General features: G+C 35.1%; 22 protein-coding genes, 1 tRNA gene, 1 other RNA gene and 1 pseudogene. 5 read left to right on the forward strand and 20 right to left on the reverse strand.

Annotated features, from left to right (window positions below; translation table 11 throughout):
- Positions 1-14: 14 nt before the first annotated feature.
- The 3 genes from LLA01S_RS01435 to ccpA all read right to left on the reverse strand — a co-directional run bounded on the left by LLA01S_RS01435 (position 15) and on the right by ccpA (position 2,978).
- Positions 15-575, reverse strand: a complete 561-nt coding sequence (locus LLA01S_RS01435; protein ID WP_061777720.1) for a CvpA family protein — start codon at positions 573-575, stop codon at positions 15-17.
- A 308-nt stretch (positions 576-883) separates the two neighbouring features.
- Positions 884-1,849: an NAD(P)/FAD-dependent oxidoreductase gene (locus LLA01S_RS01440; protein WP_011676551.1), complete on the reverse strand. Its 966-nt coding sequence runs from the start codon at positions 1,847-1,849 to the stop codon at positions 884-886.
- Between the two features lie 133 nt (positions 1,850-1,982).
- Positions 1,983-2,978 (reverse strand): catabolite control protein A, encoded by a 996-nt coding sequence (gene ccpA / locus LLA01S_RS01445; RefSeq protein WP_061777721.1) that lies wholly within the window; start codon positions 2,976-2,978, stop codon positions 1,983-1,985.
- A gap of 213 nt (positions 2,979-3,191) precedes the next feature.
- Between ccpA and LLA01S_RS01450 the strand changes: the two genes are divergently transcribed.
- Positions 3,192-4,280 (forward strand): M24 family metallopeptidase, encoded by a 1,089-nt coding sequence (locus tag LLA01S_RS01450; protein ID WP_061777722.1) that lies wholly within the window; start codon positions 3,192-3,194, stop codon positions 4,278-4,280.
- A gap of 103 nt (positions 4,281-4,383) precedes the next feature.
- On the opposite strand, the gene LLA01S_RS01455 is transcribed toward LLA01S_RS01450, so the two are convergent.
- The 7 genes from LLA01S_RS01455 to LLA01S_RS01485 form a co-directional block, all read right to left on the reverse strand.
- Positions 4,384-6,393: a cell division site-positioning protein MapZ family protein gene (locus LLA01S_RS01455; RefSeq protein ID WP_061777723.1), complete on the reverse strand. Its 2,010-nt coding sequence runs from the start codon at positions 6,391-6,393 to the stop codon at positions 4,384-4,386.
- 181 nt (positions 6,394-6,574) lie between these two features.
- A complete protein-coding gene (locus LLA01S_RS01460) occupies positions 6,575-7,729 on the reverse strand; it encodes a THUMP domain-containing class I SAM-dependent RNA methyltransferase (RefSeq protein ID WP_061777724.1) in 1,155 nt (384 codons plus the stop codon).
- A gap of 119 nt (positions 7,730-7,848) precedes the next feature.
- Positions 7,849-8,231, reverse strand: an RNA gene (gene rnpB, locus LLA01S_RS01465) — RNase P RNA component class B.
- A gap of 133 nt (positions 8,232-8,364) precedes the next feature.
- Positions 8,365-8,751 carry a cell division regulator GpsB gene (gene gpsB / locus LLA01S_RS01470; protein WP_061777725.1) on the reverse strand — a complete coding sequence of 129 codons (387 nt, stop codon included), beginning with the start codon at positions 8,749-8,751 and terminating at the stop codon, positions 8,365-8,367.
- 53 nt (positions 8,752-8,804) lie between these two features.
- Positions 8,805-9,809, reverse strand: a complete 1,005-nt coding sequence (gene holA / locus LLA01S_RS01475) for a DNA polymerase III subunit delta (RefSeq protein WP_061777726.1) — start codon at positions 9,807-9,809, stop codon at positions 8,805-8,807.
- A gap of 1 nt (position 9,810) precedes the next feature.
- Complete coding sequence (locus LLA01S_RS01480; RefSeq protein ID WP_011676559.1) at positions 9,811-10,389, reverse strand: hypothetical protein; 579 nt, start codon at positions 10,387-10,389, stop codon at positions 9,811-9,813.
- The gene (locus tag LLA01S_RS01485; protein ID WP_061777727.1) at positions 10,386-12,653 is read right to left on the reverse strand and encodes an FtsK/SpoIIIE family DNA translocase; all 2,268 of its coding nucleotides are present in this window, start codon (positions 12,651-12,653) and stop codon (positions 10,386-10,388) included. The genes LLA01S_RS01480 and LLA01S_RS01485 overlap by 4 nt, the downstream gene beginning before the upstream one ends.
- 191 nt (positions 12,654-12,844) lie before the next feature.
- On the opposite strand from LLA01S_RS01485, the gene LLA01S_RS01490 reads away from it, so the two are divergent.
- A complete protein-coding gene (locus tag LLA01S_RS01490; RefSeq protein WP_061777728.1) occupies positions 12,845-13,630 on the forward strand; it encodes a Cof-type HAD-IIB family hydrolase in 786 nt (261 codons plus the stop codon).
- A gap of 39 nt (positions 13,631-13,669) precedes the next feature.
- Here the strand turns inward: LLA01S_RS01490 and LLA01S_RS01495 are convergent, their stop codons facing one another.
- The 3 genes from LLA01S_RS01495 to udk all read right to left on the reverse strand — a co-directional run bounded on the left by LLA01S_RS01495 (position 13,670) and on the right by udk (position 16,016).
- Positions 13,670-14,062 (reverse strand): hypothetical protein, encoded by a 393-nt coding sequence (locus LLA01S_RS01495; protein ID WP_011676562.1) that lies wholly within the window; start codon positions 14,060-14,062, stop codon positions 13,670-13,672.
- A gap of 137 nt (positions 14,063-14,199) precedes the next feature.
- Positions 14,200-15,180, reverse strand: coding sequence for a phosphate acetyltransferase (pta, locus tag LLA01S_RS01500; protein ID WP_015082685.1), 981 nt, complete (start codon positions 15,178-15,180; stop codon positions 14,200-14,202).
- 215 nt (positions 15,181-15,395) lie between these two features.
- Positions 15,396-16,016: a uridine kinase gene (gene udk / locus LLA01S_RS01505; protein WP_011676564.1), complete on the reverse strand. Its 621-nt coding sequence runs from the start codon at positions 16,014-16,016 to the stop codon at positions 15,396-15,398.
- Positions 16,017-16,312: 296 nt separating this feature from the next.
- Here udk and LLA01S_RS01510 point away from each other — a divergent pair.
- Together LLA01S_RS01510 and LLA01S_RS01515 are read left to right on the forward strand one after the other, a co-directional pair.
- Positions 16,313-17,293: pseudogene (locus LLA01S_RS01510) on the forward strand (Gfo/Idh/MocA family protein).
- A gap of 57 nt (positions 17,294-17,350) precedes the next feature.
- Positions 17,351-17,423: transfer RNA gene (locus tag LLA01S_RS01515), tRNA-Arg, on the forward strand.
- A 135-nt stretch (positions 17,424-17,558) separates the two neighbouring features.
- Here the strand turns inward: LLA01S_RS01515 and LLA01S_RS01520 are convergent.
- The gene (locus tag LLA01S_RS01520) at positions 17,559-18,158 is read right to left on the reverse strand and encodes a transglycosylase (protein WP_021165578.1); all 600 of its coding nucleotides are present in this window, start codon (positions 18,156-18,158) and stop codon (positions 17,559-17,561) included.
- A gap of 670 nt (positions 18,159-18,828) precedes the next feature.
- Here LLA01S_RS01520 and menA point away from each other — a divergent pair.
- Positions 18,829-19,788, forward strand: a complete 960-nt coding sequence (menA, locus tag LLA01S_RS01525) for a 1,4-dihydroxy-2-naphthoate polyprenyltransferase (protein WP_014572273.1) — start codon at positions 18,829-18,831, stop codon at positions 19,786-19,788.
- A 24-nt stretch (positions 19,789-19,812) separates the two neighbouring features.
- Here the strand turns inward: menA and LLA01S_RS01530 are convergent, their stop codons facing one another.
- From LLA01S_RS01530 to LLA01S_RS01560, 6 genes are all read right to left on the reverse strand, one after another.
- Positions 19,813-21,351, reverse strand: a complete 1,539-nt coding sequence (locus LLA01S_RS01530; protein WP_011676568.1) for a ClC family H(+)/Cl(-) exchange transporter — start codon at positions 21,349-21,351, stop codon at positions 19,813-19,815.
- A gap of 167 nt (positions 21,352-21,518) precedes the next feature.
- Positions 21,519-21,752 (reverse strand): hypothetical protein, encoded by a 234-nt coding sequence (locus tag LLA01S_RS01535; RefSeq protein WP_014572271.1) that lies wholly within the window; start codon positions 21,750-21,752, stop codon positions 21,519-21,521.
- Positions 21,753-22,123: 371 nt separating this feature from the next.
- The gene (locus tag LLA01S_RS01545; protein ID WP_011676571.1) at positions 22,124-22,438 is read right to left on the reverse strand and encodes a bacteriocin immunity family protein; all 315 of its coding nucleotides are present in this window, start codon (positions 22,436-22,438) and stop codon (positions 22,124-22,126) included.
- Positions 22,439-22,455: 17 nt separating this feature from the next.
- Entirely contained in the window at positions 22,456-22,875 is a 420-nt protein-coding gene (locus tag LLA01S_RS12815; protein WP_228763937.1) for a lactococcin family bacteriocin, read from the reverse strand.
- A 95-nt stretch (positions 22,876-22,970) separates the two neighbouring features.
- Positions 22,971-23,804, reverse strand: a complete 834-nt coding sequence (locus LLA01S_RS01555; RefSeq protein ID WP_061777729.1) for an Rgg/GadR/MutR family transcriptional regulator — start codon at positions 23,802-23,804, stop codon at positions 22,971-22,973.
- A 36-nt stretch (positions 23,805-23,840) separates the two neighbouring features.
- Positions 23,841-24,581, reverse strand: coding sequence for a demethylmenaquinone methyltransferase (locus tag LLA01S_RS01560; RefSeq protein WP_011676574.1), 741 nt, complete (start codon positions 24,579-24,581; stop codon positions 23,841-23,843).
- Positions 24,582-24,676 lie beyond the last annotated feature (95 nt).

Below are 24,676 nucleotides of genomic sequence, written 5' to 3' on the forward strand. Positions count from 1 at the left end.
ATTTGTCCCTAAAATTATTCGAGTGGATTAATATGGACAATATTTTCAATAAACAGGTTTTGCAAGATTCCTGATGAAATCGGTGTGTGTAAAACCACAAAACGTGCTAGAAAGCTAGCATCCAGCTGACTTTGTACAGTGGCAATTGGAACTAAACTAAGTGCCGTAAGTAGCATTTGTAATCCGAAATAAGTTGCTGCAAAGCCTAAAACTCCAGCAATAATCTTCCCGTTTTTTCCTAAAGGACTGAGTGCAAAATGCAAAAACAGACCAATAAGACGAACAATAAGATAAATGACTACAAAAATTGCTAAAAAAGCTATACTCGCATAAAAGGCTTCATCTAATTGGAAAAGAAGTTTATCACTAAAAAGCAAGAGATGTGAATTTTGCGTCGCATTAGAGAAAAGGACCCAAACACTGAGTTGTTGAGCTAATTCTTTATAATTATTTGCGGCAATAAAGGCTGCAAGTAAGGTTCCCAAACTATAAATGACTTGTAATATCAAGCCTCGTGAATAACCAACCATAAAAGCCCAAATCAAGGCCACTAAAATAATCAAATTTAATATCATAAAAATTCCTAATTTATTTTTTCTTACCCTTATCAAGGTGAGCGAGCAGACCAAACTAATTTATACAAATAAAACTAAGCTTTAGTCAAATTTTCTTTCTCTATTATACCATAGCCTGTAAGACGAAACAATCTTGTATCGTACTCCATAGATTATGCCAGCAAAACGAGAATCTTAGTCTCTTATTGAGAGACTAATGAGGTAACAAGGAAGTTCGCATAAGAACTTCCAAATAACCACGGACAACCGAGTATTATACTGAATATCATAAAAACGTATCCCTTGGAATACGTTTTTTATATTAAAAATTAAAAAATAGATGACGAATGTCCCCCTCTGAGTGGGTGGTCAAATTCAAGTTTTTTCGTCATGGCATTAATTGCATGTACCGCCTCACCAAAACCGACAGACATTAAAGGCATTTTCCCAGCATAATCACTTGCATCTCCCGCAACATAAAGCCCTTCAATATTAGATTGCATCATTGAATCGGCCTTAACACGACCATTACGACTGACCTCTAAGTTTTCAGCTAGGCTCACCTGATTCGTTAAAAAGCCATAATTAACTAAGATTTTATCAATGGAAAAATTCAAATTTTCTTCAGCCTTCACTTTTTTTAGTTCTAAATCATTCTCATTAAAATTTGAAAAAGTATAAGGGGTGTGAACTTGAATACCAGAGTTCATCACTCGATCAACTGTCATTTCATGACCACGAAAGGCCGTTCTTCTGTGAACCAAATGAACTTCTTTAGCCACTTTTTCTAGCATTAATGACCAGTCTAAAGCTGAATCTCCCCCACCAAAGACAGCAACATTTTTCCCTTCAAATTCTTTTAGTGAAGTGATAAAGTAAGAAATTTTTCCTTCATTTGCTAAGTTTTCTTCATTATCAATTCCTAATTTTCGAGGCTTTAAAAGTCCTGCTCCGGTTGTTAGTAATACTGCTTTGGCTTTTCTATTTGATTTATCGGTAATTACAGAAAAAATTCCATCTTCTTTTTCAATTTTTTGAACGCTCTCTCCAAGAAAAAGGCGATGAGAAATTTGTGCCAATTGTTCTAAAAGATTTTTCGTTAAATCAGCTCCAGTTACAGCGGGTAAACCAGCGATATCATAGATTAATTTTTCAGGGTAGAGATTTTGTGGCTGACCGCCTGCAACTTGCGCTGATTCAATTATTGCAACCGATAAACCACGCATTCCTGCATAAAAAGCCGCATAAAGACCAACAGGACCAGCTCCAACAATAATTAAATCTAACTCTTGCATATCAAACTCCTTGAAACCTTATCGATTTTAAGATAAAGTCATTTTCTATTGTCTATCTATTATTGCGACTTTTCTTGTAAATGTCAAATACTTTTTACTTTAAATAAAAAAAGCCCCTAATTGGGCTTAATTTTTATTTAGTTGAACGACGAGAAATGATTTCATGGTCCAAGACTAATTGGTTTTGCTCAACATCTTCTTTAAGCATTAATTTTGTCAAAAGACGCATTGCTACAGCCCCTAAATCATAAAGCGGTTGATTAACAGAAGTTAATGTTGGATAAGTATATTGAGTAATTGGTGAGTTTGCACCAGAAATGATTTCAAATTCTTCAGGAACTTTAACTCCTTTATCCATCATCGCAGACAAGAGACCAACGGCTACCGTATCATGTGAAACAGCTGCAGAGGTTGCTCCTCTTTCAAGTAAGCGTTCAGCAAGTGATTTGCCTTGTTCGTAGCTATAATTACCTTCAAAAACAAGATTTTCATCAAACTCAATATTTGCTTCAAGTAAAGCTTCTTGATAACCAACCATACGTTCAGTGTTTTCAACATCTTTCAATGAACCCATGATGTAAGCAATTTTCTTATTTCCATTTTCGATTAATTTAGTTGTTGATTGGTAAGCAGCCAAATGGTAATCAATATTAACTGATGGAATTTCTTTATCCCCATCAATTGTTCCTACTAAAACAACAGGTGTTCTTGAATTTTTAAGGGAAGTTCTAATTTTTTCATCTAATGATGAACCCATATAAACAATTCCGTCTACTTGTTTTGACAAGAAAGTTTCTAAAACTTTTTCTTCTTTTTCAACATCATTATCACTATTAGCTAAAATCATGTTGTATTTATACATGGAAGCGATATCATCAACTCCGCGGGTAATAGCTGCGAAGTATGTTGAGGTGATTGTTGGCAAGATAACACCGACTGTTGTTGTCCGTTTACTTGCAAGTCCACGTGCCACAGCGTTAGGACGATAGTCAAGCTCAGCAATAGCTTCTAAAACCTTCTGGCGCGTCTTTTCCTTCACATTTGCATTTCCATTCACAACGCGACTAACGGTTGCCATTGAGACTCCGGCGACACGTGCCACATCATAAATTGTTGTTGATTCTACCATATTTGGCTATCCTCTTTCTTTTCTTTTTATTCATAGTATTTATGAAAACCATTTTCATTTACAAATTATATCATGAACTGTAAACCTTTTCAACCTTCAAGTGTGTTTTTTTACGTGATTTTTCAATAAAAATAGCGTAGAATGGGTATATAATGTTTTTTATTTTCAGGAGAATTTAGAAAACTTATTTACATTAATATTGGAGGAACCATTTTGAGCAAAATTGAACGTATTTCAGCCTTTCTGAATGATAAAGAAGTCGATATGACTTTCATCACTAATCCGACAACTCTAAATTATCTAACAGGGCTAGCAATTGATCCCCATGAACGAATTGCTGGTTTGATGATTTTTAGAGATTCTAACCCTATGTTATTCACCCCTGCCTTGGAAGTTGAAAAAGCTAAAGAACATACAAGTGGCCTAGATATTTTTGGTTATGACGATTCTCAAAACCCTTGGGAAGTTGTTAAAAACCATGTAAAATCAGAAGTCAAATCAATTGCTGTTGAGTTCTCAGATATTCCTTTAGCTAAAACAGAAGGTTTGAAAGCACAATTTAGTGATATTAATTTTGTGAACTTGACTCCATTAATTGAACGGATGCGTTTGATTAAATCAGCAGATGAAATTGAAAAAATGAAAATTGCTGGGGATTTTGCTGATAAGTGTTTTGAAATTGGTTTTGCTACTGCTGCCGAACGTAATGGCGTCTCTGAATCTGACATTGTCGCAAAGATTGAATACGAAATGAAACGTATGGGCGTTCCTCAAATGTCATTTGATACGTTAGTACTATCAGGTGCTCGCGCAGCAAATCCTCATGGAGGACCTGAAAATGTCGAAATTCAAGAAAATAAGCTTCTGCTCTTTGACTTAGGAGTGATGAGTGGCGGCTATGCATCTGATGCAACACGTACCATTGCTATTGGTCAACCTAATGATTTTGATGCTGAAATCTATAAGATTGTTAAAGAGGCACAACAAGCGGCAATGGACTTCATCAAACCAGGTGTGACTGCTCAAGAAGTTGATGCGGTTGCTCGTGATTTGATTACTAAAGCAGGTTATGGTGAATACTTCAACCATCGTCTTGGGCATGGTATTGGAATGGATGTTCATGAGTATCCATCAATTGTGGCCGGAAATGACCTCGTCATTCAAGAAGGAATGTGTTTCTCTAATGAGCCTGGAATTTATATTCCTGGTAAAGTGGGCGTTCGTATTGAAGATTGCCTTTATGTAACTGATAATGGTTGTGAAAGTTTCACTCATACTGACCATGATTTATTAATCTTCTAATAAAATAAAATTAAAAACTTTCGCCAAATTTGGCGAAAGTTTTTTACTGACAAATAATTTTTCAATAGAAAAAATAATCATCGCAAAGATGATTATTTTTATTTTATTCACTATAATCTAAATTATCAGCATGACCAGAGCCATTACCAACAAAGAATCCTGTTTTTGCATTGATTGAGACTAAGTAACGTCCATCTGGTGCATAAAGATTATAATATCCACTAACAATTCCTGCAGGAAAACCTTGACTACCATTGGTTGTATGAATGGCAGTCGGAACTAAAATGTAATTATCACCTGTAATATAGCCGCGTTCGCGTGCTTTATTAAGCACCATTTCTTTAATTCCAGCCCCCCATGTAAAGGCAGGATCATTTGGATTAATACCAGCTTGTGGTTGAACCCGTGCCGCTGAAACTTCTAAATTCACTCCATTAGAGCTCAAACCATTGCCGTTTGTGCTGGCATTGGCATTTGAATTTGTAGAAGACGAAGCATTCGTTGTAGAACTGCTTTGACTTGTTGTACTTGATGAAGAGGTTTGAGTTCCTGCTCCTTGATTCGCTTTGGCTTCTGCCGAACTTGCAGAGGCTTGGGCCGAGCTTTCTTTAGCCACTTGACTTTTTGCTAAATCGATAGCCTGAGTTAACAATTTATTCAAAGTTTCATTACTCGTTTTAGGAGTTTCTGGAATTTTGACATTAGTCACTATTTTGGCAGCTGAATCAAGTTTTCCATCAGTAATTGCGGCACTTGTAAACAGGGCGTTTACTTTCTTAATGGCATTAATTTGGTCTGTAAGACTTTCTGTTTCTGATACTGCATTTGACCAAGCCATTGAATTTTTGTGACTATTAACTAAAGTTTCGAGCGCAGCTAAGTTTTCAAATTGACTATTTTTCAAAACATTATGTGATTTATCAGTAAAGAATGAATCATATTGTTTTTCAAATTTATCTAAGTCAGTCTGACTACTTTTCATTGTTTGAACAGTTTTAGGTTTTTGATGATTATTATACTGTGCAAATCCAACCGCACCAGCTGCAATTAAAACAATAGCACATAAACCAATGATAATCGGTGTTTTTCGATTTTTAGCTTTTCCATCAGTTGTTTTTTCCTCAGCTGATTCTTGAGGTTCTTCTTGGCTTTCGGATTTAGGAGCAATTTTTTCTGACGTCAAAACGGGAGCTACCTTATCAGCTGTAATCACTTTATCAGGAATATCAGCTGTATTCTCCTTAGGTTCTTGAACTAAGTCTGTAGGAGCTTCCTCTATTTTAGACGCTTCAGGTGTCTCCTTGGCTTCTTCATTTAAATCAGAATTTTTCTCTTCTTCTGGTTCTTTTGGTTCAGCTTCTGATTTTTCCACTTTTGAAGTTTCTGGACTTTCATCATCCTTCACTTCCTCCATAGGAACTTCATTTGCTGACATCATGATTGGGACAGTAACTTTTTCTTCTTCTAAAGGAAGCTCTTCTACTGGTTCATCAATTTCTTCTATTTTCTCAACTGATGGACTTTCTTTTTGCTCTGGCAATGTACTGACAGGAGCATCAACCATCACAACGGGGTCTAAGACAAGGTCATTTTTTCCAGCTTTTGCTTCTTCTGACTTTTTGTCAGTAACTTTCTCAGTCGCTTTTTCTTCTGGTAAGTTTGATTTTGACTCAATCTTCACTTCATCAGTCTCACTTTTATTTTCTACTGCTGAAGTGCTTTCTGAGTCAGTATTTTTTTCAATTACTGCTTTGTCTTTTGAAGCGTCTTCTGCTTCTTGTTCAAGAACTTTCTCCTGAACTTCTGCTTTATCTGCTGATGGCTCGATATGTTCTCGCTCAGACTGAATAAATTCATCTAAATTTTTATTTTTAGCATCTTCAATTTCACCGCGATGCTGACGAATATATTTATCTAAAACAGATTCATTTTCTTCATTTTCTTTGTCAACTCGTTTTGATTCTTCGACAATTTCACCCACAGTAAAATTTTGTAAATCTTGAAGTTTCAAAGTTTTTTCGCCAATTTGTTGCTCAGATTTTTGGTTGTTTTTATTCTTATTAGTATTGTTATTTTTGTTTTTATTTTTGTTTTTTTTATTTTTGTTTGACATTTTTCCTCCGAATAAGATTCCCACTATTCCAATAAAATGGTGAATCAGACAACGAGAGTTGCTCAAACTCGTCTGAATCAATTTATTGACAAACTTCTGTCAGTAAATTAATTTCACTGACAGTTATCATAAACAAAATAGCAAGATGCTAGTTCACACGATAATATCTGTCAGTAAAAAATTATTTCATCCGTTTTCCGAAATACATATACAAATCTGTTCTTAGTATTCCGTTATAAAGTTTGCGTTTTTTAGTTGCTTTTGCACCATAGTATTTTTCAAAAGCGACATCACTCGTCAAAATGTATTTACTCCAAGTTTCAAGTGGTGCAAAGGTTTTACCCATTTCACCATAAAGAGCCGCTACAGCCTCTTCATCTTCCAAACGCACCCCGTAAGGTGGGTTAGAAACTAAGACACCATCAAGCTTATCTGTTCTAAAATCTTGAAGTCGCATTTGCTTATATTTTATCACATCTGAAAGGCCTGCCGCAAGTGCATTGTGCTTCGCGATTTCAATCATTTTTCCATCAATATCAAAACCTTGAATATCTAATTCTAAATCTGTCAGAACTTGTTTTTGAGCCAAAGCTTTTTCTTGTTTCAAAATTTCTTCATCAAACCAAGGCCATGCCGTAAAAGCAAAAGGACGATTCATTCCTGGAGCCATGTTCAAAGCCAACATTGCAGCTTCAATTGTAAATGTTCCGGACCCACAAGTTGGGTCAACAAAGGCACGACTTGGATTTGCTAACCAATTAGTTAGTAAAATAATTGAAGCAGCCATGTTTTCTTTTAAAGGGGCTTCTCCTTTTTCTGAACGGTAACCGCGTTTGAAAAGCGAGTCACCAGTCGTATCAATCAGTACAGTTGCCATATCCTTGTGCAAGGCAATTTCGATAGAAAATTTTGCCCCATTTTCCGGAATGGGTACTCCTTCAGGACGATGATATGTCGTTTGTAATTTTTTTACAATAGCTTTTTTTGTAATACTTTGAATTGACGGTTCATTATGTAAAGTTGACTTCACTGATTTTGCTTTACTGACAGGAAATTGACAGCCAAATGGAATGAGCTCATCCCAAGGTAAGTCATAAACATTTTCAAACAATTCCTCAAATGTTCTAGCTTTAAATTCACCCACAACGATTTTAACACGGTCAGCAGTTCTTAACCACAGGTTAGCTTTAGCAATTTCCGCCAAATCTCCTTCAAAGAAAACTCGTGAACGGTCATCAATTGAAACATTTTCAATTTCAAGATTACGAAGTTCGCGAGCAACTAGACTCTCCAAACCACTTGAAGACGTGGCCAATAATTTGAATTTCTTTTGCATTTTTTAATCTTTCCAATCTCTGTATTATTCTTACAGACTGAGATACTATTCTATTTCACGTTACCAATTATTTATCAAAAAAAGCCGAGGCTAAAAGCCCCAGCCTGTGTCATACAGTTTTCTATAAGCCATGTTTTGTTCCAGTTCAATCCATATCAATGAATCTCCCCTTCGATAATCATCTGTCTGCCAAAATTCTTAATTTCAGCCTCAACCACGCCTTCATTTGGGCTAGTCAAGTGCCCCGACCATAAGTTTGGGTTGCTCGCTTGAGGGGTTTACCACGTTCCATTCTTAGCGTTTCCACTAAGACTCGTCTCTATGGCACTTTTACAGGCTATTCACGCATATCAAAAGACTTAGCGTTTTGGCCAGCCGTTAGGCATGACGCTCCTACCTAGGTTTATTGTTTGACCTAGCACAATCACTGCGTGCATCTCAGCAACGCGCGAGCATGGACTTTCCTCACGATTCACAAAGAATCGCGCGATTATCCGAAAACTGTTTTTTCAAAAATTAAGCAGAACTATAAAGCTCTTTTCCAAAATCCTTGACTTCACAAATCTGTGAAGCTTGCTATTTCCCTTATTTCTAAGTCCACAGCAAAACATAAAACACTTTAAATTTTATATTTTTTAGTTGTTTTCACTAGCGATGCCATTAGGGACAAAAACAGCTTGTTCTAAACGATTGATTCGTTTGAGTAAATCAAAATTACTTGGATTACGCATTTCCACTTTTGGTTTACTTGAACGTGCTTGAAGAACTTGGCTTGGATCAAAGCGTTGTGTATCATCAAGATTTGCTTGATTTGGTTTAGAAACTTGCATTTCCAATTCAGCAATCTTTTTCTTCAAAAACTCATTTTCTTCTTGGAGACGCAATGTTTCTGTCTGATAAGTTTCATAATCAGCAATAACGTCATCAAGGAGTTCATCGACTTCTTCTTTATCGTAACCACGCATCTTTGTAGAGAAGTCTGCTTCATAGATATCTTTAGGCGTAAATTTAAATGTCGGCATTTTTACCTCTTCATCATCATTATAAAATGTCCATTATTTATGATAACAGATTTTCAGTTTTTTTTCAAGGTCAACTTGATTAATAGGATATCAAAAAGATAAGCTTTATCAGCTGCACTCGTTTTTATCGCAAAATCGAGTTGAATTAAATCAGCAAGTCCTTTTTTTAAAGAACTCACTTGCAATCTTCGGACCAATTGATTAGCCAATTTCACTGGATAAGGGTGCATTTTCAGATATGAAACCTGTTGATTTTCTTGCCAACCCTTTTCTTGAAAAAGTTTGACTTGCAAATACAATCGATAAGAATTAGTCAAAATCGCTAAAATTTTAATTAAATCTTCTCCTTGTAAAGTTAAATCATGAACTAAATCACGCGCTTCATCAATTTTTCCTTTAAAAATTAAGTCAGTCAAGGCAAAGATATTATCTTGTAGTGATTTTGGAACTACTTTTTCTACATCATCTACCGTGACTTCACGCCCTAAAGCATAAGTTTGGACTAAATCAATATTTTGCTTCACTACTGAAAAACTGTCATTAGATTTGGCTGCAATTAGACTTAATACAGGTCGTGGCAGTGAAGTTTCATGACTAAAATATTGAATGAGTTCTTGTGTTTTTAATTCCTGTGCTTCAAGCAAAGTTGCTTTGGCTTTTAGTTTTTTGACAACTTTTAGACGACTGTCCAATTTTCCATAGAGTACCAACACAAGCTGGGTGGTTTCCGAAGGATTATCTAAAAAATTTTCAAAACGCTTAAGCTGTTTTTCATCTAAAATAGTTTTTTTAGCCGTTGTTAAATTGACCAAGTTTTCCAAAATAACTAGACGAGAATCAGAAAAGAAGGGAAGGGATTCCAAGTCTTCCAAGGCTAAATCGCTATTATTAGGCGTTAAGTCATAGTAGGATTGACTTAAATCTGTCGGTTCAAAATTTACAAAAGTCAATAACTGGCTTTTTAATTCTTGAACCATTTCTTTTGACTCACCAAAAATTACTAAAATTTGAGAGAGCCCTTTTCTTTTGACTTCGTTAAATTCATCAAATACAGTCATATTAATTCCTCAACAACATTATTAAAGCAAGTCCCACTAAAACTATCACTAGAATAAGCAAAGCAAAACCTATGCAGCCAAACTTAAATAGCTTAGCAAAACTCGATTTTGCATTTCTGACAATCTCATTATCAGGTACGGCAACTCTTTCTTCGATAGATTTATATTTTTCGTTGGGGTCGAAAGTGGCATAAGCTCCACCAATAAATCCCTCATCTTCCGTCATTTGATTTCCGTGCAAGGCATCATTCCATGTAATTGGCCGATATGACTCCACTCCCGGAATAAATGTTTGAGAGGAAGTGATATTTTTATCTACTTTTAATTCTTCATAAAGTGCTTTAACTGGGGCTTTCATTCCACCCTTTAAGATTTCATCATCAGCAGGTCGATTCCAAAATTCTAAGCGCATATATAGCTGACCTAAAATTTGTAAAACAGGTTCTTTGCGCTCATTTAAAACCAAAGCATCCGCTAAAACATTTTTTTCCTTGCTTGAAAGTTCTTTATTTTGCTCATCTTCTCGTAAAATTTCATAGATTTGTAGAAAATAGTGACGATAATATAGTTCTTCACTCATTCTTCTACTCCTCCAATAAATTCTCCATCCGGACTAACAAGGACTTTACGAGGAGTTGTTCCTTTAGCAGGACCAACAATTCCCTGCGCTTCTAGCTCATTCATCAAATCAGATGCGCGATTGAATCCAACTTTTAAAGCTCGTTGCAATTGAGCCGTTGAAGCTTTTTGAGCAATAATAACCATGTTTCTTGCCTCTTCAAACAACGGGTCTCCTGAGCCTGTATTTGAAGCCCCAGTTCCCACTTGGTTCTCATCCACTTCTCCAGGGTCAAAGCTTTCATCATATTGTGCCTCTGATTGATCTTTAATAAAGGTCACAACAGCTTCCACATCATCATCTGACAAGAAAGCTCCTTGCAAACGAACTGGGTGGTTTTCGTCAATTGGTTTAAAAAGCATATCTCCGCGACCAAGTAATTTTTCCGCACCATTTGTATCTAAAATTGTTCGTGAATCTGTTCCAGAGGAAACCGCAAAAGTGATACGTGAAGGAACATTTGCTTTAATTAATCCGGAAATAACGTCAACAGATGGACGTTGGGTAGCCAAAATCATATGAATCCCTGCCGCCCGTGCTTTTTGACCGAGTCGAATGATGGCATCTTCCACTTCTTTACTTGCAACCATCATCAAATCGGCCAACTCATCAACAATAACGACAATCAAAGGAAATTCAAGCATTTTTTCATCTGATTCCGCATTGTATTTTTGAACTTTCTCATTGTAACCAGCAATATTTCTGACACCATAACGGCTGAAAAGTTCATAACGTTCTTCCATTTGGTCAACAACTTTTTGAAGCGCTCTGGAAGCTTTGCGAGGATTGGTTACCACTGGAATCAATAGATGAGGTATATCATTATAAACAGATAATTCAACCATTTTAGGGTCAACCATCAAGAATTTGACTTGGCTAGGCAAAGCCTTCATCAAAATTGAAGTAATAATTCCATTAACTGCAACTGATTTACCAGAACCGGTCGATCCTGCAACCAATAAATGGGGCATTCTAGTTAAATCAAAAGTTCGAATTCCACCATCTAAAGACTTACCAAGCGGAATTTCAAGGAGTTTACTAGGATTAGTTTTACCTGCTTCCCACATCTCACGAAAACCAACCATTGCAACTTCAGCATTTGGAATTTCGACACCAACTAAAGATTTACCAGGAATTGGCGCTTCAATCCGAATATCTTTTGCTGCTAAAGCAAGGGCTAAGTCATCTGACAAATTAACCACACGAGAAACTTTTGTACCGGTTGCTAATTTGATTTCATATTTGGTAATTGATGGACCAACAACTGCTGATTCAACATTGGCACCTATTCCAAAAGATTTGAATGTTTCTTCTAAAATCCCAATATTCTTGCGGACATTTTCCCGTTCACCTGATTGATTTTTGACAGGGACTTCGGCTAATAAATCAATGGTTGGTAGTTTATAATTTCCATTGTAATTATTAGTATTCATGAAATTCACTGGTTCATCATCGACTGGATTTTCTTCTAAAACTGGATTTTCATTTTCTTCAAAAGGCGCTTCTGGAATATTGATTGGAATTTCCACAGGTGCTGAGGTAAATAATGAGTTTTCGGCTTCAGGCAAAATAGTTTGTGGCTCCGGTATTTCTTTTTCTTCTTCCAGTTTTTTAAGAGCTTTGACGGCTTTTTTAGCTTCTACTTTTTCTGCACGTTTTTCTTTCCATTTTGCTAAACGCTGATGCAAATCTTCACGCATTTTAGGAAAGAGCCCTGGAATCATGAGATAAATAGCAACAAGCCAGAGAACAGCAGCAATAATATAAACCCCTATTACTGAAAACAAGGATTTGGCGGGTTCAGTAATGATTGCTCCGATAAGTCCTGAACCAACAAAATGAATCACTCGACCGGCTGTTAAATCAGACCAAATAAGATGGAAAGTTTCATTAAGTCCCTGATGAAGTCGAATTTGAAAGACAAACATTAATCCAATAAAAGTTAAAATAATAGCTGGAATAATTCTTTTATTTTCTTTCAAAAATTGCTTACGAAAAACTGATAGAATCATTATTGCTGCCACTAAGAGAAGAAAAATAATGGCAAGTGAACCAATAAACAGGCGAACAATATTATAAAGTAAGATTCCAACAATCCCTAAGCGAGCAAGGGCAAATAAGATTAAAAGAAGCCCAACAAAAAAAGCAATCATTTTCCTTGTTGCGGCTTTTTTCTGTAGTTCTTTTTTGGTATTTCTTCTAGTTGTTTTTTTCTTTGCAGGCATTTTTTTACTTTCACTAAGAGTTTGAGATTACTGACAGACTTGTCAGTCAAATTATTATTTTTAAATGGTTTATTTTGAATATTCGTTTTGTGCAAATACTAATGACAGTCTTGTCAGTATTTTGAATCATTTAATTAAAATGATGGATAATTCCACTTACAATTATATCATAAATTTGATACAATAATTTTATGGAAAATATCAATGATTATAAGGCTTTGGCCTTCTTCGATTTAGACGGAACTTTGCTTAACAGTCAAAGTAAACTTGAACAAGAAGTCATTGAAGGAATTCACCGCATTCGTGAAAATGGTGTCTTGCCTTTTATTGCCACTGGTCGTGGTCACTTTGAACTGGATGAAATTATGGCTACAACAGGGATTACTGGAGCTATTGCTATGAACGGTCAGTACATTGTTTTAGAAGGTGAAACAATCTATAAGGAAGAAATTCCAACGGCAAGTGTTGAAAAATTACTAGATGCCGCACAACCCCATTCAGAAGCCCTTTCTTTTTACGATAGCCAAGGTTATTGGGTGAGCGAACTCACTGATTTAGCTAAAAGAGCCTATTCTTACACTCACATGCCAATGCCTCAAGTAGATGCTAGACGTTATCTTTCCCAAGAAGTCAACATGCTTTTGGTTTTAACGAATCATCTCAGTCAGGTTGAGTATTATAAAGAACAAGTGCCTGAACTCAACTTTTTCATGAATTCTCCTAGTTCAATTGATGTGACAAATAGCACAACTAATAAAGGCACGGGAATTAATCATGTCAAAGAAGTTTTGAATTTCACTGGTCAAACCTTTGCTTTTGGCGATGGGCGTAATGACCTTGATTTATTCAAAGCTGCTGACCACAAAACGGCAACGGGAAATGCAGTGCCAGAACTAAAAGAACTAGCTGATTTCATCTCTACTGAGAATACAAATCATGGAATCATCAATGCATTCAACCATTGGGGAATCTTATAATAAAAAAAGTTACTGACAAAATATCTGTCAGTAACTTTTTTATTTATTTTCGAGTACTTCTCGTCTTCGATAGACAAAAGCTAGAATGAAACAAATGGCAACTGGTAAAGTTAAAATTAAACCTGCTCCGTTAAAAACTGAGGCGAGTCCGTAAAAAATTCCAACGACTAAGAAATAAATTCCCCAACCTTTTTCTTTATTCAACCTAGCAAAAGCTATCCAATTAAGTACAAGCAAAGCGATTAAAATTAGTCCCGCAATCATTGCTGCTGTAGATAATAAGTTTTTATCAAATCCAGCATCTTGAAGTTCTGTCATAATTTCTGAACCAGTTTGCATGGAAATAATCATCCAAAAACTAAGGAGTCCCAGCAGAACAAGAATTGTAAAAATGATTGACCCAATAAGAGCAAATATTTTTGATTTAGTCATTTTTTCTCATTTCCTTTTTTATTTTTTAATTATAACATTTTTAAGCCAACAAAAAAAATCCGCCTCAAAGAGCGGATTCCTAAAAATCTTGTCAGTAATGATTTAATTTTTAAATTTACTGACAGAATTTCAATCTATTATTTTAAAGCTTGAGCAGCTGTGATGATTGCAAGTTTATAAACATCTTCTTCGTTACAACCGCGTGAAAGGTCAGAAACAGGCGCATTCAATCCTTGTAAGATTGGGCCAATGGCTTCAAAATTACCTAGACGTTGCGCAATTTTGTATCCAATATTCCCTGATTGAATGTCTGGGAAGATAAAGACGTTTGCACGACCAGCAACTTCTGAATCAGGTGCTTTTTGACGTGCAACAGCTGGGACAAAGGCAGCATCAAATTGAAGTTCCCCATCAATTTCAACTTCAGGGTGACCTTCTTTAACTAGTGTTGTTGCTTCAACCACTTTATCCACATCTTCTGATTTACCAGAACCTTTAGTTGAGAATGAAAGCATCGCAATTTTAGGGTCAATATCAAAGAGTCTTGCAGTTTCGGCTGAGGCTACGGCAATATCAGCAAGTGTTGGAGCATCAGGTTTGATGTTAATTGCACAGTCACCAAAAATATATTTTTCATTGTCATCACGACCACGAACCATAATAAAGGCACCAGAAACTGATTTTACTCCTGGTTTTGTTTTAATGATTTGGAGAGCCGGACGAACAGTATCAGCAGTTGAATGAATTGCACCAGAAACCATTCCGTCAGCAATTCCCATATAAACAAGCATTGTTCCAAAGCAATTTGGGTCTTTCAAAATTTCTTTTGCTTGTTCTTCTGTAACTTTACCCTTGCGACGTTCAACAAATGTTTCTGTCATTGTTTCAAAACGTCCACAATTTTCTGGGTCGTAAATCTCAAAGCCTTCTGGGTTAATTCCACGTGAAATCAATGTTTCAGTGACTTCTTTGACATTTCCAATAAAGACAGGTGTAATCAATCCATCGGCATTAAGACGATTTGCAGCACCTAAAATACGTGCATCAGTTCCTTCAGGAAAGACAATTTTTAAGTCTTTTCCACTAATCTTTTGTTTCAGTGATTCAAAAAGTTCCATTTTAACAATATCCCTCGGTTACAAGTTTCCTATAACCCACCGCTTTAAGTTGCGGATTTCCTTTCTGCAATTGTTACGAATTAAGTATACCATACTTTCACAAAAAAAGTAAGCATTACCATTATTGCTATTTAAGGACAAGAAGCGCTTTTATTTCAGTAATTTTTCACGATATTCACTAAATAAAAATTAAAAACTGTCAGCAGACAGTTTTTTTAGTCATTTAGAATACTAGCAATTTTTGTCGTTATAATATCGACACCAACTGTATTAGAAACACCTTCAGGTATAATGACGTCAGCATATCTCTTAGTAGGTTCAATAAACTGATGGTACATTGGCTTGACAGCTTCTAGATATTGTGTAATTACTGAGTCTAGAGTTCTTCCTCTTTCCTCAATATCTCGGCGAATTCGACGAATGATACGCACATCATCATCAGTATCCACAAAAATTTTGATATCCATTAAGTCACGCAAACGCTCATCTTCTAAAACCAAAATTCCTTCAACAATCAAAACATCAACAGGCTCTTGACGGTAAGTTTCTTGAGAGCGAGTATGCTTAGCATAATCATAAATCGGGATGTCAACCGCACGTCCGTATTGAAGCTCTTTTAATTGAGCAATTAAATAATCTGTATCAAAGGCTAAGGGATGATCATAGTTCGTTTTTGTTCGTTCTTCAAAAGTCAAATGCGATTGGTCTTTATAGTAGCTATCATGCTCAATCATCGCAATTCTTTCATTTGAAAAAGTTTCTAAAATAGCATGTGAAACACTTGTCTTTCCACTTGCCGAACCGCCAGTGACACCAATAATCAACGTTTTCTTCAAAATCAAATCTCCAAATTTTCTTCTATATATTCTACCACAATTTTTGGGCTTTTTGTCATCAACTGACAATTTTTTATTTTTTAAGCGTTCACATCAAAAACTCTTAATTTTACTGACAAAAGCTCTTAATAAGTGACATAGAATCTTTTGAATTCTTATTTTTATAATTTATTTACTTAAAATTCAATAGTAGAGCAATGACCTTTAAGAAAAAATTTGATATAATAGAACAAGATTTTAACAGAAATTTAGAATCTTCTAACGAAGATTTCTGTCCACCTATAAAGGAGAATTTGATGCTAAAACTTGGAGTAATTGGAACGAGCTGGATTGCTCGCTCATTTATTGATGCCGCACATATGACTGAAAAATTTCAGTTTTCTGCTGTTTATTCACGTCGTCTTGAATCCGCTGAGCAGTTTTCTGCCGATTTTGAAGCAATTGAGAAATTCGATAATCTTGCTGATTTTTTCAAAGCTCCACTTGATGTCATCTACATTGCTAGTCCAAACGCTCTTCACTTTGAACAAGCAAAATCCGCAATTCTAGCTGGCCATAATGTTATTGTTGAAAAACCAGCTTTCTCAAATCCTACTGAATTGACAGAAATTATTGGGCTTGCAAAAGCAAATAATGTCTTCTTCTTTGAAGCTGCTCGTAATATTCACTAACATTCATTTTCCATCATCAAAAATTTTCTTGCTGACAAAACAATCAAAGGGGCCGATTTTACTTATTCAAAATATTCGTCAAAAATGGCTCCCCTCTTAAAAGGTGAACTTCCAAATAAATTCAATCCTAAATTTTCAGGTGGACTTTTAGCTGACCTTGGTGTTTATCTCTTGTACGCTGCAATTTTCTGGTTTGGAAAACCCCAAAAAGTAACTTATGACGCCGTTATACTTCCTTCTGGAGTAGACTTAGCAGGTGTCGGTATTCTTGACTATGAAGATTACAAAGTTTCCATCAAATGTGCTGGAAACGTAAATAGCTATCTTCCTAGTGAAATCTATACAACTGATGGAACTTTGATTTTGGATGGCGTTAATGCGATTACTTCAGCCAAATTCATTGCTATGGATGGTTCAGAATCTACAATTGACATTGAAGCCCCAAAACATTCTCTTTATGATGAAGCTCTAGATTTTGCCCATATTTTAGAAAACAAAGATTTTACTGCAAGCTATGAACTGCATCAATTTGCCAATGAAGTTTCTGAAACCTCATATCAAATGCGTCAAAGTGCTGGCATCGTTTTTGATGCTGACAATAAATAAATTCCTTTAAAAGTTACTGACAGAAATATTTTTTAAGTCTGTCAGTAACTTATCTCTGGTCTCTTAGTTAAATTGGATATAACTACCGCCTCCTAAGCGGTGATTGCCAGTTCGATTCTGGCAGGGGCCATCTAAATAAAAAAGAACACCAAATCTGGTGTTCTTTTTTATACTCAATCGATTACCAATTAACTTGACAATGATTGTTATGAGCCGCTAAGTTTGATTTATTGTTCAAATATTAAAAGACGAATTTTATCAATGCTTAGTTATAAACTACCCAACTACCTGCTGGAAGTTTGCTTGCCATTGCAATTTGTTCAGCCAGAGTCATACCTGCGTATTCACCATGACCCAATAATTGGAAGGCACCGTAAGCACCTGAACTTGAATTCACACTATCAGCCATCCCATTTGATTCATGAGTGATGATATAAGCCCATTCACTAGCAGAATAGCCCGCTGCATTAGCTGTATTCGATGCCATATAATTAGCAAGAGCTTGGATGTCAATTTGTCCAGAAGTTTGGCTCGTATTAAGCCCACCAGAAACACTTTCTGCTGCTTGAGCAGGTGCAGCTGATGTAACTTTAGTAGGTTGTTCTTCAGTAGTCTTAGCAGTAGCAGAAACTTGTGTTGTTGTTCCTGTCAGAATATTATTAACTTCTGTTTGGATTGCTTTTACATCAAAACCTTTTGTTTTAAGGTTAGTGACACGAGCGTCTCCATTACCGTAATTTCCGTTAATAACTTCTATAGCAACTTCATGAGTTGATTTAGGTGTATCCGCATGAGCGATTCCGCCCCCAATAAACATGAATGATGCAACTAATCCAGTTGAAATAGCAACTTTACTTAATTTCATTTAGACCTTTCGATTTCGCCACTAAGAACATTCCATAGGACTTGATCAGCCCAGTCTATCTTCTATCATCATGGTTACTTCCCATACACATCATAAAGTCCGAACGCTTGTGTAGGATTACCGTAAGCAGTTTAACGTCATTGCACGCTATGGACGTTTCGAGATTCATTTCTTGCAAACTAATTGATCAATTTAATTTGTAAGTTAAAAAACTATTTAATATCAGCAGTAGAGTTTATCTACCACTCATGAGGCACAATTATATTATCCATTACTTAACCGAACCTTAAAAAAACTGCTAAAAAATCCTCACAAATCCGACTATAAAGCCTTTTCTTTCAAATTTAATTCTAATATTGTATTATCCATACTACGTTTTGAAATCTTTCTAAAACGCTCCCACTTCCCTTCGAATAATCATATTTTGGGCATTTCCACATAAACCCTTTCAAAGCGACTTTGCTTTTCTTCATTGATTCTTAGCCTATAATCAGTTATAATTACAATAGAAATGAAAGCACTCCAGTCAAATCGCAAACTTCTGCCCACAATGATACTTAAACTTTTTTAATATTATTAAAATGCAGAAACTTTTTTTCTCAAAAAACAAATAAATAAAAGCCGTAAAATAACGGCTGTTTTTATTAAAAATATATTTTCAGGAGTTTTTATGTCTCTCAAATCTTTTTTAGAGCTCGTCGAAATTAAAACAAAAATTGCGAGTATTTTTCCTTATCTCATCGGTATTCTTTTTAGTATAAGCTATTTTAAAATTCTAGATCTAGGACTTTCGCTCTTATTTTTGGTGGCTATGCTGCTTTTTGATATGACCGTAACTGCTATTAACAATTATCAGGATTACAAAAAGGCCAAAGATGAAAATTATAAAAAACAAGAAAACATCATCGGTCAAGCTAACCTTTCAACTAACCTTGTTGCCTTTATAATCCTTTTGATGTTAGCTCTGAGTCTGATTCTTGGATTCTCCCTCGCTTATTTTGTGGGTTGGCTCTTCTTTTTACTTGGTGGAATTGTCTTCTTCATTGGTGTTTTTTATACCTATGGGCCCATTCCGCTTTCTCGAATGCCACTAGGAGAAATATTTTCCGGTGGTACAATGGGCTTTGGAATTTTTGCAATGGTCATTTTAATTAATACTTCTCAAGACCCAATTTTTAGTCTCAATCTTGATTTTACAAATAATACTTTTAGCTTAAACGGCAGTATTTTTGCTGCTATTGCTATGATTATTGCCAGCTTACCTCTTATTTTTACCATTGCTAACATCATGCTCGCCAACAATTTACGTGATTTAGATACAGATATTAAGAATCACCGTTATACATTGGTTTATTATATTGGTCGCCCTTATGGCATTAAACTTTTCCAAATTTTGATGTATGCTTCTTATCTTGCTATTATCCATGGATTTTTATTTAGAATTTTTGAGTGGCCAACTTTGCTTAGCTTGCTTACCTTCCCTATCATTAGAAAAAATCTGAAAGCACACGAGCATCAAGTACCAAGTCCGCGAAGTTTTGTTTACTCCTTAAGAAACATGGTCTTATTTAATAGCGCCTATGCCTTTAGTCTACTTCTCTCAATCATTTGGCAATATTTAACAAAATAAAAAAAGTGATAGATATCACTTTTTTTATTTTTCATTCAGAACCAGACGAAGCTGCTCACGAGCAAGCACTTCATCTTCCCTTTTAATCAAAAATGTGAGATAATCTCCAGCCTGTAACTCGGTATCTCCATGTGGAATAATATCTTTTCCAGAACGATGCACTGACACAAGTAAACAACCATCTGGTAAATTTATCTCTGATAATTTCTTGCGGTCAGCAATTGAATCAAATTGAACAATTGTTTCAAACATCATCTGTTTATCAGAATCATCAATCTCTATTTCTTTTTCTTTCAACATTTTTTCTAGCAATGAATCATAAATTGGTTCTGCTTTTAATAAATCTGCTACAACGTATGCAATCAATGAAACAAATGCCAAAGGAAGCAAATGGTCAAATGACCCTGTCATTTCCACTAAGAGCAAAATGCCAGTCATTGGCGCTCGCACGATAGCAGTAAAGGTTCCTGCCATTGCCAAAATCACTAGATTGGCAAATAAATGACTTGGTAGATGAAAAACTGAAATCACAATTGTAGCAAAGACAGCACCCAGACTTGCTCCTAAAACTAATAATGGGAAGAAAATTCCGCCAGGAACACCTGAAGCATAAGAAATCATTGAAATAAGATACTTTCCAATGAGGACTAGACAAAGAAAACCAAGCCCCATGCCCAAACTAAAAGAATCCATTAAGTGATGGCCACTTCCAATTATACTTGGAAAAACCAAGCCTGTCACTCCGACGATTAAAAGCGTAATTAAAACGCGTAAGAAAGGACTTTTAATTTTCTTCATCAAACTTTGGCTTGTTAAAAGGGTCCAATTATAAAAAGCACCAAAGAACCCTAAAATAATTCCTAAAATAATAAGCAACCAATAATTTGACAGGTCAATAGAACCAACAATTTGAAAATGAAAAACTGGTCCGCTCCCAAACATTAATCGTGCAACCATATCAGCAACCATTGCTGAGGTCATACAAGTGAGTAAAATCAAAGGAGAGAAATATTTAAAGACTTCTTCCAGAGTGAACATCACACCTGACAATGGCGCATTGAAAGCCGCAGACAAACCAGCAGATGCCCCAGAGGCAATTAGAATCCTTTTATGGCGTTCGGTTTCGGCCAATCGACTAGAAACCATTTGACCCATTGAAGCTCCAAGTTGAACCGAAGGTCCTTCACGACCAAGAGAAAGTCCCGCAAACATTGCCAAAGTTCCCGCGATAAATTTAGCAAAAGCAGTCGTAAACCAATTGTTTTTAAAATAACCCTGCAACTGACCTTTGACTTGTGGAATTCCTGAACCTGAACTCATTGGATATCTTGTCATTAAAAAACTAATAAGCAAAGCCAAAAGAACAAGACCCAAAATAAGAAGGGGAATAAAAATAAGATGTGAACTGGTAAAACTATAAATACCCAAGCCTAAATTTTCAGCTTTTTCCAAGGCCAACCGATAAAGACTGGTCAAAAAACCCGCAGTCAAGCCCACGAGTACACTTAGAAAAAGCAGATAAAGATTTTTATTTGTTGATTTTTCTATATCTTTTAATTTCATTACTACTTCCCTACTAACGCTTATTTTAATAAATTTTTAAGCAAGATTATTATACCATAAAATAGATTCCTTATGTTTTGTACTTTTAATAATATACACACCCCTGTATAAATTTACTCAAAAAGGTACTCAATCGAGTACCTTTAATTTTTTAACTACAGATTTACTTAAAGTTTTCTATCTTTCCAAAAAAGGAATAAACCAAAGAGCATCATCAAATAAAATGGAAGTGTCAATGCAGTAATTTCTAATGGTATTCTCACAACAAAAATAAGAATAATGAGAGAAATAGATAAGACTAAACCTCTATACTTAAAAATTGATTTTGGAATTCGTGGCCAAACATAGATTTGTAGAAGAAATGCGATGACGACAATCGCCAGCCATAAAACTAAAAACATCACTCTACCTCCTTGTTAAGTTTAATTCTCTATTTTTTCATCAGAATCTCGTTTACTATCATGTATTAACTAATAGATACCTAAACCAATTAATAGAATAGAGAATAAAACTACTGGAAACAAACTACCTTTTTTTACAAAAACAAAGAAACTAAGAAGTATTACCGACGAAGCAATGATAATCAATCCTCTTTTGCTTCGGCCATAGCTGATAAAAAAAGAATCTTTATATTTTTTTCCTATTAAATAAGCCCCCCAGATTGTCAAGAGCATAACGATACTCAGCAACATTTAAAGCCTCTTTTCTAAAGTAATCAGATTATGCAGTGTAAATAAAATTATTCATCTGAGTTTTACTCTAATAATCTACATCACTTTCTTTTTGGTGGAAATTGAGAAATTCCTGTCAACAAAGAACTTCCTTCTCCCCAAGCTACTTTTCTTTCAGCTCGAAGTTCCTTATAAAAGCTCAAGACTTCTTGAGAAAGTTGAGAACTAATAACCAAGGGAAGTAAAGCATTTCTGAAATGTACTAATTCAAATTCAAAGTTTTTACTTTTTTCAATTCGTTCGCGATAGTCCAATAATATTTCTTTCTCAGATGATTTAAGTTCTGACTCATTTTTCAGAAGTTCATCAATTCGTTTTAGGATTTTTTCTTTATTTTCTTTTTCCTTTTTAAACATGTTATATTTTCTCCTTTCTACCAGTTTACTCCTTGAGCATTAAATACGTAAATTGCGGCTCCCATTGGACCTCTCGTTTGAGCAAAAACATACTTATGATTTACTTGGTCATAATAAAGTACTCCAGAAGCAGTGTTTTGAATAAATGTTAGATTAGAAGTATTGGTCCAATATCCACTATCTGAACTACCACCTTCAAATTCCATATTCATCCGTGGTAGTATTCTTAAAGGAGTTGTTACATCTTGAGAATTCGAAACAACTGAATCGGCAGACACTGATATTGAGTAAAATTCTGAAAAAACTGCTAAAGCTATTAGGATTACATAAATTTGTTTTGGTTTCATAAGAATTTCCTTCTTTCTATTATATTTTTGTACAATTTTGTTCATCCTATTAAATTTTTTTAATATATTTCTCTTTCCATTAATTTTCAAGCGCGCTTTCTTTTATCTTCAACTTCATTTTATCAGAAAAAAAGTCTCCTTTTTAAATCATTGCAGAAATGCAACGAAGTAATCTGGAGACTTTTTTATGTTAATAATTTTCCTAAAAGCTTTTGATATCGTTTTTGATAATAATCTGCTAAATCTTCATAACCAACTTGCCGAAAAACTTCAATGGCCTTTTTGATTTGCTTTTCGGCTATTATCTTATCTTTGAAACAATAGCTATAAAAACCATGCGCCAAATTTCTTAGATTTTCAACATAGAGGTCGTAGAAATCCTCTTTGGGGTAACTTTTTTGCAAGATACTTCTAGCTGAGTCACGAGCTCCTTTTGAGGAAAGCAAAACGACCGCTCGATACGAAGATTGAAGAACTCTTCTGCGATATTTAAAAACACCATATAAATGTTTACTCTTCCCCCAGAGTTCTTTCATCAAATACATAATTTCTCGTTCACTGAAACTGCCCAAAGTCAGATAAAAAATCGAAAGTTCAAAATATCCCCATTCTCCAACATCATAGAGATATTCAACCACATCATCAGCTTCCCTTTGTGTCAGTATATCATAACGACTTTTAGCACAATAAGCAAGCATTTTTGAATCATATTCCATAGCTTCTAGATAGAGATTGTGAAGTTTATCGACGTCATCTGCAATATCCGCAAGAATTATATCTTCTAAAAATTCTTCTTTATAATCCATTGAAAAATTATTGATAAAATGTTCATACTCAGCTAAAGTCACATTCATCTCTTGCAAAGCACTATCCAAGCGTTCAAAACTTATCATGGTTTGACCTAATTCAAATCTTGATAAACTCGCTTTTGAAATACCTATTTCTGAAAAATGAGAAAGCGAAAAATTCTTTTGTTCTCGTAGTTTTTTAAAAATTTCCCCATAACGTTTATAAGGCATATTTTTTCCTCGAAATTTTTCTTTTTTATTGACCGATTACTTTTTACCAATACGAATATTTGATTTAGGTTTTTTGGATTTAGTGGCAAAATGGCTTGCGATTGCTCCACCACCATGTTTTTGATATTCTACGGCAACAAAGCCAGCTTTTCTAAAAAGTTCTTCAAGCGTCTTGGCATCTGGAAAATCTTCTGCTGATTTTTGAAGCCATTGATATTCTTTTAAAGATTTGGCAAAAACTTTACCAAAAAAGGGCATGACATTTTTAAAATAAAGTTCAAAAGCTTGTTTATAAATTGGTAAGGTTGGGTGTGATGTTTCGATACAAACCACTCTGCCCCCTGGTTTTAAGACACGAAAAATTTCTTTTAATACAGTAAGATAGTCAGGTGTGTTTCTTAGCCCATAACCAATCGTAACTACATCAAAGCTTCCTTTTTCAAAAGGTAAAGCCATCGCATTTCCTTGTAGAAATTCAATGTTTTTCTTCGCTTCTTCTTTAAGTTTAGCCTTAGCAATTTCGAGCATATTTTCTGAAAAATCAAGACCAATTACTTTACCAGAAGGGCCAACACTTTCAGATAAATCAAAAGTCCAGTCTCCAGTTCCACAACACAAATCAAGAATAGACAGACCAGTTAAATCTCCCATTCTTTTCATTGTTTTAGCCCGCCATAAATCATGCTGTTTAAAACTGATAATGGCGTTCATTTTATCATAATCTGATGAAATACTATTAAAGATTTCTTGCACACGTTCTTCGTTTACTTTAGTCATAGACTTATTATAGCACAACTTCTATGCTACTATTTACTGATTATGATTGATAAAATATAAAAAAATTACTGGCCACAAGGTCAGCAATTTTTTAT

Origin of the sequence: Lactococcus cremoris subsp. cremoris NBRC 100676 (assembly GCF_001591705.1) — a bacterium.
GTDB lineage: Bacteria > Bacillota > Bacilli > Lactobacillales > Streptococcaceae > Lactococcus > Lactococcus cremoris.

Excerpts from the sequence above, each read along its gene's own strand:
- LLA01S_RS01435 (WP_061777720.1), bottom strand. The coding sequence starts at position 575 with ATGATATTAAATTTGATTATTTTAGTGGCCTTGATTTGGGCTTTTATG.
- LLA01S_RS01440 (WP_011676551.1), bottom strand. The coding sequence starts at position 1,849 with ATGCAAGAGTTAGATTTAATTATTGTTGGAGCTGGTCCTGTTGGTCTT.
- ccpA (WP_061777721.1), bottom strand. The coding sequence starts at position 2,978 with ATGGTAGAATCAACAACAATTTATGATGTGGCACGTGTCGCCGGAGTC.
- LLA01S_RS01455 (WP_061777723.1), bottom strand. The coding sequence starts at position 6,393 with ATGTCAAACAAAAATAAAAAAAACAAAAATAAAAACAAAAATAACAAT.
- LLA01S_RS01460 (WP_061777724.1), bottom strand. The coding sequence starts at position 7,729 with ATGCAAAAGAAATTCAAATTATTGGCCACGTCTTCAAGTGGTTTGGAG.
- gpsB (WP_061777725.1), bottom strand. The coding sequence starts at position 8,751 with ATGCCGACATTTAAATTTACGCCTAAAGATATCTATGAAGCAGACTTC.
- holA (WP_061777726.1), bottom strand. The coding sequence starts at position 9,809 with ATGACTGTATTTGATGAATTTAACGAAGTCAAAAGAAAAGGGCTCTCT.
- LLA01S_RS01480 (WP_011676559.1), bottom strand. The coding sequence starts at position 10,389 with ATGAGTGAAGAACTATATTATCGTCACTATTTTCTACAAATCTATGAA.
- LLA01S_RS01485 (WP_061777727.1), bottom strand. The coding sequence starts at position 12,653 with ATGCCTGCAAAGAAAAAAACAACTAGAAGAAATACCAAAAAAGAACTA.
- LLA01S_RS01490 (WP_061777728.1), top strand. The coding sequence starts at position 12,845 with ATGGAAAATATCAATGATTATAAGGCTTTGGCCTTCTTCGATTTAGAC.
- LLA01S_RS01495 (WP_011676562.1), bottom strand. The coding sequence starts at position 14,062 with ATGACTAAATCAAAAATATTTGCTCTTATTGGGTCAATCATTTTTACA.
- pta (WP_015082685.1), bottom strand. The coding sequence starts at position 15,180 with ATGGAACTTTTTGAATCACTGAAACAAAAGATTAGTGGAAAAGACTTA.
- LLA01S_RS01520 (WP_021165578.1), bottom strand. The coding sequence starts at position 18,158 with ATGAAATTAAGTAAAGTTGCTATTTCAACTGGATTAGTTGCATCATTC.
- menA (WP_014572273.1), top strand. The coding sequence starts at position 18,829 with ATGTCTCTCAAATCTTTTTTAGAGCTCGTCGAAATTAAAACAAAAATT.
- LLA01S_RS01530 (WP_011676568.1), bottom strand. The coding sequence starts at position 21,351 with ATGAAATTAAAAGATATAGAAAAATCAACAAATAAAAATCTTTATCTG.
- LLA01S_RS01535 (WP_014572271.1), bottom strand. The coding sequence starts at position 21,752 with ATGTTTTTAGTTTTATGGCTGGCGATTGTCGTCATCGCATTTCTTCTA.
- LLA01S_RS01545 (WP_011676571.1), bottom strand. The coding sequence starts at position 22,438 with ATGTTTAAAAAGGAAAAAGAAAATAAAGAAAAAATCCTAAAACGAATT.
- LLA01S_RS01555 (WP_061777729.1), bottom strand. The coding sequence starts at position 23,804 with ATGCCTTATAAACGTTATGGGGAAATTTTTAAAAAACTACGAGAACAA.
- LLA01S_RS01560 (WP_011676574.1), bottom strand. The coding sequence starts at position 24,581 with ATGACTAAAGTAAACGAAGAACGTGTGCAAGAAATCTTTAATAGTATT.